The following is a 14,934-nucleotide window of genomic DNA, read 5'->3' as shown; positions in this document are numbered from 1 at the left end:
GAGCGGGCCCGTTCCTCGACGTCCACGAGGATCACGGCGACGTCGAGGCTGCGGAGAAGCAGTTCGGCGACACGATTCGCTTGGGCCTTGTGATTCGCCTGGGCCTCAGTCAGCGATCCTCGTCCGCCCCCTCATGCGCGGACGGCGATGGAGGCTCGCCTCCCAGCCTCCCAGCGAACAGTCGACGACGGCGCCATCGTCCGCGACCTCAAAGCCCTCGTGATGCAGATCGAGGAGACCACGGCCGCCGCGGCCCGCGCCGACGAGGCAGTCCAGGCCGCCCTTGCCGAGGATCGCACCCCGGGCGAGCTCGCCGACGTCTACGAGGACGCCCAGCGCACACTGCGCACAGGGGCGCCTGTGCTCTACGGGGTGGGATCCCTCGGCGAATCGTCGTTCTTCGGCGAGGCTGCCCTGAAGGATGGCAGAATGATCGGGGCTGCCGCAGCCGACGTCCTGATCGGGCCACTCCGGGCGCAATTCGCGCCGCTCCTGGAACCCCTGCCCACGGGCTCATGCGTGGTGGATCAGAACAACGTCGTCATTGCGACGAATTCCGGAAGCCTGATCGGGGGAATCTTCTCGCCCGAGGGCCAAGAGGACGAAGGAATTGCGCTGCTGGCCGTCCCGTGGCGCTTGCACATTGGCCGGAAAACGGCATCGGCATGAGGGGGAAACCGTGGATGTAGTGTTCGAAATCGTCGGGTGGTTCGGGGCCGTTGCGGTCCTCGTTGCGTACCTCTCGGTCTCGATGGGCTGGTTGCGCCCAACTCGCCGCTTTCAGATCGCGAATTTGATCGGCTCCTGCGCATTCATCGTCAATGGAGCATTCCACGGTGCGTGGCCCTCGGTCGTGACGAATATCGCGTGGGGCTTGATCTCTGTGATCGCCCTCGTCCGCATGCCGCGACATCATCCCGAACCGCTCCAGGGTGAAATGCTCGTGACTCCGCCAGGGCCCCCGGAGACCCTGGTGGAACTCGCGGGTGTCAGCGAGAAGGACTGAGCGCTCGTTTCCCGAGAGCGATGCTTCGACTCCTACCTCCCCAGGCATCAGTCGCCGAAGCACCGTTCACAGAATGCGAGCCGGGGCCGGGAGGCTGTGGGCCTCCCGGCGCCGAACTCAGTGCCGAGACCGCATGAGGTCGAACGGCATGTCATCGAGATCGATGAGGGGGTTCCAGTCCTGCGTGGCAACCAGCTCGTCCGCCTCGGCCCGCGTGTCCACGCTCGGCATTGAGCCGGGCAGCGGGCGCTGCGCAGCCTCGCGCAGGAAATAGACGGCAATGGCGCCGATCGCCGACGTCGCCATGAGGTAGTACGCCGGGGCCATGTCGTTGCGGGTGATCTGAATCAGCCCCTGGACAATGAACGGCGTTGTCCCGCCGAAGATGGCCACGGCGAAGTTGTACGCGATCCCCATGCCGCTGTAGCGGCTCGACGTGGGGAACTGCGCCGGAAGGGCCGAGGCCAGATTGGCCACGTAGAACGTGACGGGGAAGGCGATCAGGGCAAGCCCCATCAGCGTGGACCAGATGGCGCCGACCGAGATGAGCAGGAACGCGGGAACCGCGAGCACCACGGTGCTTCCGGCGCCGATCCAGAGCACGGGGCGACGGCCAATCCGATCCGACAGCCGGCCCGTGAGGGGAATGCAGAGGGACATCACCACCAGCACGGGGATCGTCAGCAGCGTGCCGTGCACCGGATCGTAGCCCTTCGACTCCGTCAGGTAAGTCGGCATGTACGACGTCAGGGCGTAGCCAACGGTGTTCGCGGCGGCCGCGAGGATCATGGCCAGCAGGATCTGCCGCCAGTAGGCCCTCACCACACCGAGCGGCCCCTTGGCGAAGGCGCTGTCGGCGGCAACCGCGTGAGAGGCCGCCGCCTCCTGCGCGTCCAGCGTTGCCTGGAACTGGGGCGATTCCTCGATCCTGTTCCGGAAGAAGATGGCCACGATCCCCAACGGGCCGGCTAGGAGGAACGGAAGCCTCCAGCCCCACTGTTCCATCGCGCTCTGCCCGAGGGCCAACTGCAGCACAGAGACGAGCGCGGCCCCGAGGGCGAAGCCGAGGTACGAGCCCATGTCCAAGAAGCTCGCGAAAAAGCCGCGGCGCTTGTCCGGTGCGTACTCGCACACGAACGTCGTTGCCCCCGCGTACTCGCCGCCCGTGGAGAAGCCCTGGACCAGCTTCAGGATCACCAGAAGCACGGCGGCCCACACGCCGATCTGTGCGTAGCCCGGCAGGAGGCCAACGGCCAGCGTGCTGGCCGACATGAGGATCAAGGTGGCCGCGAGGACCTTCTGGCGACCCACCCTGTCCCCCAGCCAGCCGAACACTACGCCGCCGAGCGGGCGCGCAATGAACGTGGCCGCGAACGTCCCGAGCAGGAAGAGCGTCTGGACCGTCTTGTCCGCCTCCGGAAGGAACACCGGACCCATCGTGGTGATGAGGTAGCCGAAAACGCCGACGTCGTACCACTCCATGGTGTTCCCGACGATCATGCCGCCGATGGCCTTCTTGAGCGTGGGATGGTCTACGACGTTGATGTCGGAGACCGCAAGACGCCGACGTCGGTTGGGCTGAACACTCTCCACCTCACCGATGGTGACATCACCTTTTGCTGTCATGAAGAGCTCCTTTCGCTGAACATGGTCGACGGCTCAGACGTGGCCGTCGACGGTGATGCCCGGCGGCAGATTGGGCTCCTCCTCGGACTCCTTGAGGTAGATGTCGCCGTCGAGGACCTCGACGGTGTGAACGCGGACGGGCAGCTTGGCCGGCGGGGCGTCGACCTTCCCCGTGCGCAGATCGAACTTGGAGGCGTGGAGCGGGCACTCCACCTCGCAGCCCTCGACGTAGCCATCGGCTAGGGACGCATCCTGATGGGTACAGGTGTCGTCGATGGCGAACAGTTCGCCTTCCTCCGTATGAAAGAGGGCGATCGGGGGCCGCGTCTCGAGTCGCATCGCGTCCCCGCGCGCGAGCTGCGACAGGGGGCAGACGCGCATCATCTGGTCGGTCTCGCTGCTCATCGAACTTCCTTCCGCACCCCGTGGCTGCTCTCCGGCACGACGTCTCCGACCTGGTCCATGACCCAGTCGTGGAACGCCCCGATGTGGTGCTCGCTCGGCACGAGCACACCGCCCTTGGCGTAGATCCGCGAAGACATCGCCGGCTGGCAGCGCTCGCACGCGTCGAAGTCCTGCTGGTTCACGCGGTGGAAGAGCTCGACAGAGGCCGAGACGTCCTTGCCGCTCTCGACCACCGACGGAAGGTAGAGCCAGTCGCACTCGACGATGGTCCGGTCCGCCGCCATCGGGAACATACGGTGGATGATCACGTGGTCGGGGACGAGGTTCACGAACACGGTCGGCTTGATGGTGATGGCGTAGTACCGGCGGTCCTGATCCTCGGCGACACCGGGGATCACGTCGAGGCCCTCGGAACCGTCGACCGTGAAGCCCTTGATGTTCTCGCCGAACTCGGCGCCGTGGCCCACGAAGTACTGCGCGGCCAGACCGTCGGCGAATTCGGGGAGGACCTCCGTGAGTTCCGGGTGGATCGTGGCGCAGTGGTAGCACTCCATGAAGTTCTCGATGATGAGCTTCCAGTTGGCCTTGACGTCGTACGTGATCCGGCGGCCGAGGCTCAGGTTCGCGACGTCGTAGCCGTCGATCTTATGCACGTCGCCGAGGCGCTCCTCGATGGCGCCCATGACGTCCTCTTCGAAGGAGGGCGGCTCCTCTGCGAGGCAGAGCCAGACGTAGCCGAGGTACTCGCGGATGTGGACCTTCACGAGGCCGTGCTCGTGCCGGTCGATGTCCGGCATCTTGGTCAGGTTCGGTGCAGCGATGAGCTTGCCGTCGAGGTCATAGGTCCATGCGTGGTACGGGCACTGGAAGGAGCGCTCGGCCTGACCCGACTCCTCCATGCACAGCTTGACGCCACGGTGGCGGCAGATGTTGAAGAACGCGCGGATCTCGCCCTTGCGGTTGCAGCTGACGATAACGCTCTCGCGGCCGATCTGGACCGTCTTGAACGAGCCCGGCTTCTCAAGATCGGCCGAGCGCACGGCGCAGAACCACATCTGCTCGAAGATGCGCTCCTGCTCAGCCTCGAAGACGCCCTCGTCCACATAGGTGTAGCCAGGAAGCGTGGAGATCAGGCTCTCCGAGATCTTCTCGTGCGTGCCCTGGGCGGCAAGCTTCTCCGGTGCAGTGGTCATCTCGTCTCCTTCTGAATAGCAAAAATGTGCTGAGTAGCGAAAAGTCTTCTGAACAGCGATAAATCAGGAAAAAGTGAAGGTCTGGGCGGCGAGCGAGCGCTCGAGCTGGCGGCGGCGCTTGCCGAAGAGCCGCGGTTGGCCGCTGCTGAGCAGGCCAATCGGCTGCTCGCCCCGGTAGTACGCCGCGAGGAAGGTGTGGGTCGAGAGGTCGCCCTCCTCGATTTCCACCCGGTCGGCGAGTTCGGCATGGCCACTGAACTGGATCCGGATGCCGTACTGGTCGGACCAGAAGTAGGGAAGGGTAGCGACAGGCTGAGGGTCCGGGGTTCCAAGGAGCGCCTTGATCGCACGGGCAGGCTGCGTCAACGCGGAGTTCCAATGTCCGTGGCGGTGGTGCCGCCCGAGGTGCTGGTCCTCCCATGCCGCGCAGTCGCCCACGGCGACCACGCCGGGGACGCGCGTCCGACCATGGTCGTCGCAGATCACGCCGTCGGCCGTCGCCACCCCGGATCCTTCGAGCCACGCCGTGGCGGCTTCGCCGCCCACGGCGACCAGGACGGCGTCGGCCTCGACGACCCGGCCATCGCTCAGCCCCACAGACAGCAGGCGCGCTCCCTCTGAGCGCACGGATTCGAGGACTGCGTTCTGGATGAACGTGACGCCATGGGCGGCGTGGAGACCTGCGAGCACTGCACCCATGTGGGCGCCGACGCTCCTGGTGAGCGGCACTCTCGGACCGCCCAGCAACGTGACCTCGACTCCCGCGGCCAGCGCCGTCGACGCCACCTCGGCACCAATGAGGCCAGCCCCGAGGACGAGCAGCCGCGCCCCGGGCCGGAGTTCCTCGCGGAGTGCAACAGCGTCGTCCAGCGTACGGAGGGTGTAGACGTTCTCAAGGCCTTCGAACTGTGGAAGCGTCCGAGCGGTCGACCCGGTGGCGATCACCACGCCGTCGGCCGCCACCCGCTGGCCGTTGGCAAGGACGACGGCGCGCTCCCCGGCGTCGAGCGCGACGGCCCGCTCCCCGAGCATCCACTCGGCTGACAGATCTTCGGTAGGGTCTTCAAGGCTCAGTGTCTCCTGGCCCACTTTTCCCGCGAGGAAATCCTTGCTGAGCGGTGGTCGGTCATAGGGGCGATGCACCTCGTCGCCGATCATCAGCAGCCGGCCATCGAAGCCTTCGGCGCGGGCCGCCCGGGCCGCGGAAAGCCCCGCGAGGGACGATCCCACGATGGCAAGAGTCTTCATGAACGCTCCCCTTACACCAATTGCAGCAATTGCAACTTGATTCGCTATGCACAACAGTGGGCCACGTCACAGGCGCATGTCAAGAGATTGCGCGGAAGAGAAGAAGGTGCGTTGACCGAGGCTTTACAGCTGCCCTAAGGTGCGTTGATATATCAATGGCGTATCAGATGCATATGAGAGCAATTGGAGATCCCGTGAGCAGTTCCGAGACGATCGAGGACTACCTCTGCCGGCTTGCATCCGGCGAGCCGACCCCAGGGGGCGGGGCAGCCGGCGCACTGCACGCGGCTCAGGCCGCGGCCCTCCTGAGCATGGTGGCCAGGTTCAGCACAGGTCCGAAGTTTGCCGAGCACGCGGCTGAGGTGCAGGACGTCCTCGAGCGCGCCGAGGAGCTCCGGCACATCGCCATTGCCCTTGCCGACGCGGACGAGGAGGCCTTCGGATCCGTCATCGCCGCCTACGGGCTGCCGCGCAGCACCGACGACGAGAAGGCAGCGCGAACCCACGCCATCCAGTCGTCTCTGGTCGCCGCCGCGGTTCCGCCGCGTGAGCTCGTCACTGTTGCGGACGCTCTCGTGCAGCTCGGCCAGCGGCTCGTGGACTTCAGCAATCCGAATGTCATCAGTGACGTCGCGGCCGCCGCCGAGGCCGCCCGCGCCGCCGCCGCCACCGCGCGAGTGAACCTCGAGATCAATCTCTCCGGGATCAAGGACAGCGACGTCCTTTCCGCGCTCGTCGCTGCCATCGAGACGGCAGATGTGGTCATCGAGGAGGCCGACTCGCTCTCACAGCGGGTCAGGAAGCAGATCCTCCGGTGACCGCGCAACTGCTCGGCGGCAAGGAACTCGCCCGGAAGATCAAGGCCCAGGTCACGGCGGACATCCAGAGTCTCGACGGCGGCCGCCCCACTCTCGCGGTTGTCGTCGCGACTGAGGACGACGCCACCCACTGGTACGTCCGCTCCATCGCCAGCGCCGCCGGGAAGGCAGGGGTCGACTGCCGCGTCATCGACCTCGGGGCGGGGGCGTCTCAGGCGAAGCTGGAGGCAGAAATCGTGTCCCTCGCCGAAGACCCCGGCGTGCATGGCCTCATCCTGCAGACCCCGCTTCCGCCTGGTGTATCGCCCGCACAGCTCGTGGGGCTCATTCCGCCGGAGAAGGATGTCGACGGCGCCAATCCCGTGAGCCTCGGCCGCCTTGCCGTGGGCGAGTGCGCCTTTGCCCCCGCAACCGCCCGCTCAGTCATCGAACTGCTCGATCACCACGGTATCCCCGTGAGCGGTCGTCACGTCGCAGTCGTCGGGCGCTCGACCGTCGTCGGCAAACCGCTCGCCCACCTGCTCCTGCAGCGCGACGCAACCGTGACCGTGTGCCATTCCCGGTCGGTTCCGTTGGCACGGTTCACTCAGCCAGCCGACATCGTGGTGGTGGCCGCCGGCAAAGCGCGGCTGCTGAGCTCGGAGCACATCTCGCCCGGCGCAGTTGTGGTCGACGTCGGCACCCACGTCCTCCCCGACGGCAGGCTCGCGGGGGACGCCGACGAGGCTTCAATCTCAGAAGTCGCCTCCGCGTTCTCTCCAGTCCCAGGCGGCGTCGGGTCAGTTACGACCGCTCTCCTGCTGCTCCATACGGTCGAGGCTTGGAGGGGGAATCGGGTCGAGCGTCCCCGCGATGCAGAAGGACGCGAAGCTCCTGAAGCATCTCCAGCTGCTCGCGGTTGACCGCCATCAGCTGTTCGATCTCCGCCTTGGCACGGACGTTGGTCTCATAGTCGTGTTGCGCCATGGCAGCAGCGATCGCGTCCTGCCGTTTTGCGGCAATCAGCAGGATGGCGCCCTGAAGGCCAGCGAGCATCGACAGGAAGAGGTTCAGCAGAATGTACGGGTAGGGATCCCAGCCAGCGTTGACGAGGAGCACCGAATTCAGCGCAGCCCAGAGCATCATGAAGACGACAAAGCCGGCGACAAACCACCAACTGCCCATGCCGTTTCGCATGATGTCAGCGGCGCGCTGGCCAGAACTGAGCTACTCCTTGTGCTGCTGATGCCAATTGGAGATCTCTTCGGCCATTCACCCAGCGTACGTGGCAACGCCTAGAAGGGCGGCGGGTCCGGGTCGCTCTGCGATGGCGGCGATTCCGCGGTGGGGTCGAGTCCGCGGCCGGCGGGGCCGCGGCCGGCGGGGCCGGCGACGGCGCGGCCACCGAGGGGCGAGGTCCAGCGAAGGTCCCCGGCACTGCCGTCTGGGTTGGCCTCGAGGCGCTCGGCCTGCCAGAGGCCGAGACTCTTGAGCGCGTGGTGCTTGCGGCACAGAAGCTGCAGATTCGCTGCGTCCGTGGTGCCCCCGTGCTGCCACTCCACGATGTGGTCGGCCTCAGCTCGGCGCACGGGGCGGGTGCAGGAGGGGAACTGGCAGATCCCGTCGCGGTACTCGATAAAGCGTCGCAGCCCCTTCGACGGTCGATATGCAACCCGCCCCAGCGACAGCGGCACCCCGTCATCCGAGTCGAAGAGCCGCTGCCACGTAGGGGCCGCGACCGCCAGCGCGCGGGCCGTTGCCGCCTCGATCGGACCGTAACCCTCCAGGACGCCCGGCTCCTCCTCGGCCCCCAGCAGCGTCCCCACCGGAATGTGCACCACGACCTCCGCGGCCGGCGCCGGAACCTCCTCGAAGCTTCTCTCTGAGCCGTCCTGCGCGCTCCCGAGCAGGGTTGCGGCGAGGGCGTCGGCGCGCAACTGCGGCAGGGTCCTGGCCTCGTCGGGGTCGGCCTCCCGCTGGGATCTCGCGAGGGCGTCGACACGGTTGAACGCCGCGAGCCCGACCTCGGCCGGCAGGTACGCCGTCAGGGTACACATCCCATCCGGCTCAGGCTTCACCCACACGCCCCGGTCCTTCTCCGCCCGAGAACGACGCGCACGGATCGAATCAGGGTGCATTCGCTCGCGCAGGGACCGCACCGCAGCACGGAACTCCGCCGGGGTACGTCGCCTCCCGGTGCGGGTGTGAAGCCGGCGCAGGCACTCGATGCCGAACTCCCCCGCCGTCGACTCGGGCAGGGTCGCGGTCTCCTCGGTGATCACGCGGGCATGCGCTTCGGTGAGCATCCCGGCCTCGAGCCGGTCCAGGACCATGAGCTGAACTCCGCACAACGATTCTGCCGCGTCGAGCAGCTTGGCCGCAGCGCGCTCTCCGATGCCTTCCGCAACCGCGACCTCGGACACCGCCAGTGCCCGCCCCACATCTCCGCCGAACCGTTGCGCCCGCGATCCGGCGCCAGGCTCGGCGGCGCGCCGGGCCTCCTCCACACACGCCAGACGCACGCGCTCCACCGCGAGCGCCTCGACCGCGGCCAGGAACGAGCGCATCGCCACGATGTCAGTGAGCACCTGCCGGGCCTGCTCCCCCGTGAGCGTGGACGGGTCGGGATGCCACAGCTCGCCGACGAGCAATGACCCCGGCGCCGGCTCGAGCAGCACAGCGCCCGAACCCTCCGGCCCTTCCGAAAACCCAGCCCCCACCATCGATGCCCCCAACATCAGATAGAAAGTATGTTCTCAATTTATCATAGAATAGACATCTTGACGAACATAGGTACTATCTGGTGGGCATAGAATCGGTGATGCGTGCGGTCCCGGCAGAGCCCGGGCGCGCCCGAGATGGGAAGGGGGTGAGCCATATGGCCGGAATCCTCCTGAAGCCTGGTGATGAGATCGACGTCGTCGTCACGTCCGCCAAGCCGTTCGGATTCTTCGTCGAGTCCGAATCCGGCGTGCACGGGCTCGTCCGCGGAGGCAGTGCCGCGGTCGGCGCCACGGTACGGGTCCGTGTCGTCGAGTTCGATGTAGCCCAATCGCGCTTCAGCGCGACCCTGATCGACTGAGTCGACTGAAAGAACAAGGGCGGCCTCCTCGCGGAGGCCGCCCCTGTGTGTGCGGTGGGGTTCAGGCCCAGACTTCGTAGCCGGTGAGCTTGTCGTAGAGCTTCCGACGCTGGATGCCCTGCGCAGCGATCCACACGACCATGTCGTCGGACGTCGCCTGGTCCACGATGCCTGTACTCACGAGGTTGGCCCCGAGCCACACCTCCACGGTGCGCCCCACGAGCTGCGACCAGTCCTCACGACGCCCCCGGCCCGTTGGGCTCTTGATGGCGCTTGCCTGCAACAACATGCACAATCACCCGTTCTCCACGTATCAGCACTCGATGACGTTCACGGCGAGTCCGCCGCGGGAGGTCTCCTTGTACTTGACCTTCATGTCGGCCCCCGTCTCGCGCATGGTCTTGATGGCCTTGTCGAGAGAGACCTTGTGGCTGCCGTCCCCGCGCAGCGCGATGCGCGCGGCGTTGATGGCCTTGTTGCTCGCCACCGCGTTCCGCTCGATGCACGGGATCTGCACGAGCCCGCCCACCGGGTCGCACGTGAGACCCAGATTGTGCTCGATGCCGATCTCGGCCGCGTTCTCCACCTGCTCCGGCGTTCCGCCCAGGACCTCGCACAGCCCACCGGCCGCCATCGCGCACGCCGAGCCGACCTCGCCCTGGCACCCGACCTCGGCACCGGAGATCGAGGCGTTCTCCTTGAACAGGATCCCCACCGCCGCGGCGGTGAGGAGGAAGCGCACGACCCCGTCGTCGTCGGCCCGGGGAACGAACGTCGTGTAGTAGTGCAGCACGGCCGGCACAATCCCCGCCGCCCCATTCGTGGGCGCCGTGACGATCCGACCGCCCGAGGCGTTCTCCTCGTTCACCGCCAGCGCGAACAGGTTCACCCAGTCCATGGCTCGGATCGGGTCCGTCTGGTCGTTGGCGGCCTCGAGGTCCGCGAGCAGCTTCGGCGCCCGCCGCGGAACCTTCAGCCCACCCGGGAGGAGCTTCTCCGTGCGCGTGCACCCGTTGCGCACGCACTCCTTCATGACCTCCCAGATGTGAAGCAGCTCCGCCCGCAGATCCTCCTCGCTCCGCCACGCGAGCTCGTTGGCGAGCATGATGTCGCTCACCCGCTTGCCCTCGCGGCGGCAGTGCTCCAGAAGCTGGGCGCCCGTGGTGAACGGGTACGGCAGCTCCGTGGAGTCCTCCACGATGCGGTCCGCGCCGACCGCGTCCTCGTCCACGACGAACCCGCCCCCCACCGAGTAGAAGGTGCCCTCGCGGACAAGCGAGCCTCCGCCGTCGTACGCCCTGAAGACCATCCCGTTGGGGTGGGCCGGCAGCGATCGGCGGCGGTGCATCACGACGTCCCGCTCACGGGAGAACGCGATGTAGCGCTCCCCCGCGAGCAGCAGCTTGCCCTCAGCCCCGGCCGCGGCGACCCGAGCGTCGGCCGTGTCCGTGTCCACGGTCTCGGGCCGCTCTCCCTGCAGCCCCAGGATCACGGCCTTGTCCGAGCCGTGCCCGTGCCCGGTCGCCCCGAGCGAGCCGAACAGCTCGGCCTGGACCCGTTCGACGGCGCCCAGCAGCCCGGCCGCTCGCAGGCCGTCCGTGAACAGGACGGCCGCGCGCATCGGCCCGACAGTGTGCGACGACGAAGGGCCAATGCCCACCGAGAACATGTCCAGCGCGCTGAGCGCCATCAGAGCAGCTCCAGCGCCTTGAACTCCGCCATGGCGTCGAGCAGCCAGCGGCCGAGGTAATCAGCGAATGACGCCCGCGGGTAGATCTCGTAGGTCTCGCTGCCCGTCTTCCAGAGGAGGATGGGGACCGGCCCGAGCGAGGTCACGTACGCCGAGCCGACGGCGAACACCCGAGGGTGCAGGTCGAGCGGGCACCCCTTCTCGAGGACCTCGCGCGCGGCCTTCCCGCTGAGCTCGAAGGTCGTGCGGTTCGCGGAGAGGTCGACGGCGGAGCCCGGCTCGGTTCCGATGGCCCCGGCGAGGCGAGCGGTGAGCTCGGCGGGGTCCGCGGCCGAGACGACCAGGAACTCGTCGGGACTCAGCCACAGGACCGAGAGGCCGGTGCCGATGGCGACCTCGCCGACGCGCGTCGGCAGCTGCGTCCCGAGCCGGGCCTCGACCCGGCGGGCCGCGTCCGTGCCCGGGACGATGCGGAGGCCGACCTGGGTCAGGAACAGCACCTCGCGCAGCGCGACGCTGTAGGGGCCCGCCACCTCGGCTGCCTTGAATCTGGCGGCGAGGTGGCCCGCCGGGCTGCGGCGCAGGTCGGCCGTGCTGAGGTGCTTCGGGGTGGGGGTGAGAGTCTCAGCCATCGCGGCGCTTCCCTTCCGGATCGTAGAGGACGGTGTCGCCGACGATGACGTCGACGAGCTGGTTGCCCACCGGGGCCACCAGGGTCTGGCCGATGCGGTTCCGGCCGTTCTTGATGAGCGCCAGGGCGAACGAGCGCCCGAGCGCGGCGGAGTGGTAGCTCGAAGTCACGTGGCCGAGCATCGGCACGGGGCCGTAGGCCGGGTTGACCGAGATGCCGGACTCGACGAGCTGTGCGCCCTCCGGGAGGCGGAACGTCGGGTCCACCGGCAGGAGCGAGACGAGGTGCTTGCGGTCCGTGCGGGCCGAGTCCTCGCGCGAGTACGAGCGCTTGCCGATGAAGTCCTTCGCCTTCGAGACGATCCACTCCATGCCAGCATCCTGCGGCGTCACCGTGCCGTCGGTGTCCTGGCCGACGATCGGGTAGCCCTTCTCGGCGCGGAGCACGTGCATGGTCTCCGTGCCGTACGGCGTGATGTCGAACTCGGCGCCGGCCTCGAAGATGTCCTCCCAGACCTGCTGCCCGTACCAGCCTGAGACGTTGACCTCGAACGCGAGCTCGCCGGAGAACGAGATCCGGCACACGCGGGCGGGGATGCCCGAGGCGAGCGTGGTCTCGCGGAACGTCATGAACGGGAACGCCTCGTTGCTGACATCGAGCTCCGGCGCGACCTTGGAGATCACCGCGCGAGACTTGGGGCCGACAACTGCGACCGTCGTCCACTGCTCCGTCACCGACGTGAAGTTCACGTCGAGCGTGGGCCACTCGGTCTGGTGCCACTCCTCGAGCCAGTCCAGGACGCGCGCGGCGCCGCCCGTCGTCGTCGTCATGAAGTAGCGGTTCTCGTCGACTCGCAGGGTGACGCCGTCGTCGAAGATCATGCCGTCCGGGGTGCACATGACGCCATAGCGGGCCGAGCCGGGGGCGAGCTTCTTGAAGGCGTTGGTGTAGATGCGGTTGAGGAACTCGCCCGCATCCTTGCCCCAGATCTCGATCTTGCCGAGCGTCGTCGCGTCCATCATGCCCACCGAGTTCCGGACGGCGGCGCACTCGCGGTACACCGCGTCGTCCATGGACTCGCCCGGCTGCGGGTAGTACCAGGGCCGCAGCCACTGGCCCACGAGCTCGAACTCCGCGCCGTGCGCCACGTGCCACGGATGGATCGAGGTGAGGCGCTCGGGGTCGAACAGCTCCCCGCGCTCCCGGCCGGCGAGCGCCGCGAAGGCGACCGGCGCGTAGGGGGCCCGGTACGTCGTCGTGCCGATCTCGCCGGGCGTCAGGCCGTTGTTGAGCGCGGCGGCGATGACACCGATCGCGTTCACGCCGGAGGTCTTGCCCTGGTCGTTGGCCGTGCTGATGGAGGTGTAGCGCTTGACGTGCTCGACGCTGCGCATGCCCGCCCCGGTGGCGCGGAGGACATCGTTGACGGTCTGGTCGCGCTGGAAGTCCACGAAGTGCTCGTCGAGCCCGTCGAGGGTGCCGTCCTCGCCCCGGACCACCCAGAGCGGGCGCGTGGTGCCGGCTACATGGAGGGCGTTGTAGGAGACGGCGATCGCGTGGGCGCCGCCCTCGTTGACGAAGCCTGCGTTGAACGCGGCGACCGCGCCAGCGTTGGTGCCCTCGGCGATGCCGTCCTCGAGGACGAAGCTGCCACGCGCCGCCCCGACGACCTGCTGGCCCTCGACCGCACCCGATGGCACGAACGCCGCGAGGTCGTCGTCCCAGCGGATCTTGCCCTGGCGCTGGCTGTGCAGGTGAACCAGCGGGCTCCAGCCGCCCGAGACGGCGACGAGGTCGCAGGCGATGTCCTGGCGGCTGCCCGTCGGCGTGCCGTCAGCGTCGATCTCCCGGATCGTTGCACTGGTGACGCGAGGGCTCCCCACGGTGCCTGCGGCTGTGTCTACAACCGTCGCCGCAGGAAGGACGACGACGCCGGCAGCCACCGCCGCCTTGGCGGCGGGGGAGAGCTCCGGGCGGGCGTCCGCGACGGCGGCGACCTGAAGCCCAGCTTCGATGAGTTCGGCGACGAGGTCGTAGACGCTGTCGTTGGTGGTCGAGACGACCACGCGGGAACCCGCCGTGACGCCGTACCGGTTGAGGTACGTCCGCATTGCGGAGGCGAGCATGACGCCGGGGCGGTCGTTGTTGCGGAAGACGATCGGGCGCTCGTGCGCGCCGGTCGCGAGGATCACCTGCTGCGCACGGATGTGCCACAGGCGCTGCCGCGAGACGCCCGGGAGCTCCGAGGCGAACGCGCCGAGGTGATCGGTGCGGTTCTCGACGGCGATGATGTAGTTCGCGTCGTAGCTGCCGAAGGCGTTGGCGCGGGTCAGCACGGTCACTTCGTCGGCCGCTTCGAGCTCGGCGCGAACCCCCGCCACCCACTCGAGGGCCGGGACGCCGGCGATGCTCGCGTGCGGGTTCGAGAGCAGCGAGCCGCCGAGCTCGGGCTGGTCGTCGACGAGGATCACGCGGGCGCCGGTCGAGGCCGCCTCGCGGGCCGCGGCGAGGCCGGCCGGGCCGGCGCCGACAACGAGGACATCGGCGTGGACGTGCTTCTTGTCGTAGACCGAGGTGTCCTCGGCCGGGTCGAGTTGGCCGAGGCCGGACAGGTACTGCGCCTCGATCCCCTCGACGAGTTCGACGGCGGTGGCCGGCAGCATGGACTCCGTCACCGACTGGCCGGGGCGGCGGACCTTGACGAGCGCGTTGGGCTCCTCAAGGCCAGCGGCAAGGATGCCGCGCGGGCGCTTGAGGTAGATCGAAGGGGCCGTCTCGACGACGCCCGCGGCCAGGAGGGCTGACGCGATCGTGTCGCCCGGGTGACCCGTGTAGGCGCGTCCATCGACGGTGAACGAGAGCTCCTTCGAGCGGTCGATGCGTCCGCCCTCACGCAGCCGGAACGGTTGGCGGCTCATTTGACTCCTCCTGAAATCTTGTCGCCTGCCGCCCTCTCGCCGGTGGCGAGGGATGGCTGGGTCTCGCCCATCCGGTAGACGGCGGCGATGCGGTAGGTCGCGGTGTCACGGACGGCGTTGAACCACTTCCGGCATCCGCCGGAGTGGACCCACCGCTCGGCGAAGAGGCCCTTGGGGTTCTCGCGGTAGAAGAGGTACCGGCCCCACTCCTCGTCGGTGAGGGCGTTGGGGTCCTCCGGGTACGCCACGTGGGCCTGCCCGCCGTAGTGGAACTCGGTCTCGTCGCGGGGCCCGCAGTTCGGGCAGCTGATGAGAAGCATCGCTGGCTCCTTCTGTAT

Annotated in this window: 16 protein-coding genes; 5 read left to right on the top strand and 11 right to left on the bottom strand. The window is 68.0% G+C overall.

Translation table 11 applies throughout. The features are described 5' to 3' along the window. Nucleotides 1–147 precede the first annotated feature (147 nt). Both E5679_RS10535 and E5679_RS10530 read left to right on the top strand, forming a co-directional pair. Complete coding sequence (locus tag E5679_RS10535; protein ID WP_138415524.1) at nucleotides 148–669, top strand: hypothetical protein; 522 nt, start codon at nucleotides 148–150, stop codon at nucleotides 667–669. A 10-nt stretch (nucleotides 670–679) separates the two neighbouring features. After that, complete coding sequence (locus tag E5679_RS10530; protein ID WP_212746925.1) at nucleotides 680–1,006, top strand: CBU_0592 family membrane protein; 327 nt, start codon at nucleotides 680–682, stop codon at nucleotides 1,004–1,006. 117 nt (nucleotides 1,007–1,123) lie between these two features. On the opposite strand, the gene E5679_RS10525 is transcribed toward E5679_RS10530, so the two are convergent. From E5679_RS10525 to E5679_RS10510, 4 genes are all read right to left on the bottom strand, one after another. Further along, the gene (locus E5679_RS10525; RefSeq protein WP_138415522.1) at nucleotides 1,124–2,632 is read right to left on the bottom strand and encodes an MFS transporter; all 1,509 of its coding nucleotides are present in this window, start codon (nucleotides 2,630–2,632) and stop codon (nucleotides 1,124–1,126) included. Nucleotides 2,633–2,665: 33 nt separating this feature from the next. Next, nucleotides 2,666–3,016 (bottom strand): bifunctional 3-phenylpropionate/cinnamic acid dioxygenase ferredoxin subunit, encoded by a 351-nt coding sequence (locus E5679_RS10520; RefSeq protein WP_138415648.1) that lies wholly within the window; start codon nucleotides 3,014–3,016, stop codon nucleotides 2,666–2,668. Between the two features lie 17 nt (nucleotides 3,017–3,033). Then, nucleotides 3,034–4,230 carry an aromatic ring-hydroxylating oxygenase subunit alpha gene (locus tag E5679_RS10515; RefSeq protein ID WP_138415520.1) on the bottom strand — a complete coding sequence of 399 codons (1,197 nt, stop codon included), beginning with the start codon at nucleotides 4,228–4,230 and terminating at the stop codon, nucleotides 3,034–3,036. 63 nt (nucleotides 4,231–4,293) lie between these two features. Further along, nucleotides 4,294–5,478, bottom strand: coding sequence for an NAD(P)/FAD-dependent oxidoreductase (locus E5679_RS10510; protein WP_138415518.1), 1,185 nt, complete (start codon nucleotides 5,476–5,478; stop codon nucleotides 4,294–4,296). A 194-nt stretch (nucleotides 5,479–5,672) separates the two neighbouring features. On the opposite strand from E5679_RS10510, the gene E5679_RS10505 reads away from it, so the two are divergent. Both E5679_RS10505 and E5679_RS10500 read left to right on the top strand, forming a co-directional pair. After that, nucleotides 5,673–6,296 (top strand): cyclodeaminase/cyclohydrolase family protein, encoded by a 624-nt coding sequence (locus E5679_RS10505; RefSeq protein ID WP_138415516.1) that lies wholly within the window; start codon nucleotides 5,673–5,675, stop codon nucleotides 6,294–6,296. Then, nucleotides 6,293–7,198, top strand: coding sequence for a bifunctional 5,10-methylenetetrahydrofolate dehydrogenase/5,10-methenyltetrahydrofolate cyclohydrolase (locus E5679_RS10500; RefSeq protein WP_138415514.1), 906 nt, complete (start codon nucleotides 6,293–6,295; stop codon nucleotides 7,196–7,198). Before E5679_RS10505 ends, E5679_RS10500 begins: the two co-directional genes overlap by 4 nt. Here E5679_RS10500 and E5679_RS10495 read toward each other — a convergent pair. Together E5679_RS10495 and E5679_RS10490 are read right to left on the bottom strand one after the other, a co-directional pair. Then, complete coding sequence (locus tag E5679_RS10495; RefSeq protein WP_249336076.1) at nucleotides 7,080–7,418, bottom strand: DUF1003 domain-containing protein; 339 nt, start codon at nucleotides 7,416–7,418, stop codon at nucleotides 7,080–7,082. The genes E5679_RS10500 and E5679_RS10495 overlap by 119 nt on opposite strands. Before the next feature lie 152 nt (nucleotides 7,419–7,570). Next, complete coding sequence (locus E5679_RS10490; protein ID WP_171042328.1) at nucleotides 7,571–8,953, bottom strand: HNH endonuclease signature motif containing protein; 1,383 nt, start codon at nucleotides 8,951–8,953, stop codon at nucleotides 7,571–7,573. A 200-nt stretch (nucleotides 8,954–9,153) separates the two neighbouring features. Between E5679_RS10490 and E5679_RS10485 the strand changes: the two genes are divergently transcribed. Further along, nucleotides 9,154–9,357, top strand: coding sequence for a hypothetical protein (locus tag E5679_RS10485; protein ID WP_138415510.1), 204 nt, complete (start codon nucleotides 9,154–9,156; stop codon nucleotides 9,355–9,357). Between the two features lie 61 nt (nucleotides 9,358–9,418). Here the strand turns inward: E5679_RS10485 and E5679_RS10480 are convergent, their stop codons facing one another. Genes E5679_RS10480 through E5679_RS10460 form a run of 5 tightly spaced genes read right to left on the bottom strand, consistent with a single transcriptional unit; the run spans nucleotide 9,419 to nucleotide 14,916 of the window. Then, on the bottom strand, nucleotides 9,419–9,646 hold the full coding sequence (locus E5679_RS10480; RefSeq protein ID WP_249336069.1) for a hypothetical protein: 228 nt from the start codon (nucleotides 9,644–9,646) through the stop codon (nucleotides 9,419–9,421). A gap of 24 nt (nucleotides 9,647–9,670) precedes the next feature. Beyond that, nucleotides 9,671–11,047 carry an L-serine ammonia-lyase gene (locus E5679_RS10475; protein ID WP_138415508.1) on the bottom strand — a complete coding sequence of 459 codons (1,377 nt, stop codon included), beginning with the start codon at nucleotides 11,045–11,047 and terminating at the stop codon, nucleotides 9,671–9,673. After that, nucleotides 11,047–11,679, bottom strand: coding sequence for a sarcosine oxidase subunit gamma (locus E5679_RS10470; protein WP_138415506.1), 633 nt, complete (start codon nucleotides 11,677–11,679; stop codon nucleotides 11,047–11,049). The genes E5679_RS10475 and E5679_RS10470 overlap by 1 nt, the downstream gene beginning before the upstream one ends. Next, nucleotides 11,672–14,596, bottom strand: a complete 2,925-nt coding sequence (locus tag E5679_RS10465) for a sarcosine oxidase subunit alpha family protein (protein WP_138415504.1) — start codon at nucleotides 14,594–14,596, stop codon at nucleotides 11,672–11,674. Before E5679_RS10465 ends, E5679_RS10470 begins: the two co-directional genes overlap by 8 nt. Beyond that, on the bottom strand, nucleotides 14,593–14,916 hold the full coding sequence (locus E5679_RS10460) for a sarcosine oxidase subunit delta (protein WP_138415502.1): 324 nt from the start codon (nucleotides 14,914–14,916) through the stop codon (nucleotides 14,593–14,595). The genes E5679_RS10465 and E5679_RS10460 overlap by 4 nt, the downstream gene beginning before the upstream one ends. Nucleotides 14,917–14,934 lie beyond the last annotated feature (18 nt).

The organism is Sinomonas gamaensis (genome assembly GCF_005876955.1).
Classification (GTDB): Bacteria; Actinomycetota; Actinomycetes; order Actinomycetales; family Micrococcaceae; genus Sinomonas; species Sinomonas gamaensis.
This window is presented reverse-complemented; position numbering and strand designations above follow the sequence as displayed.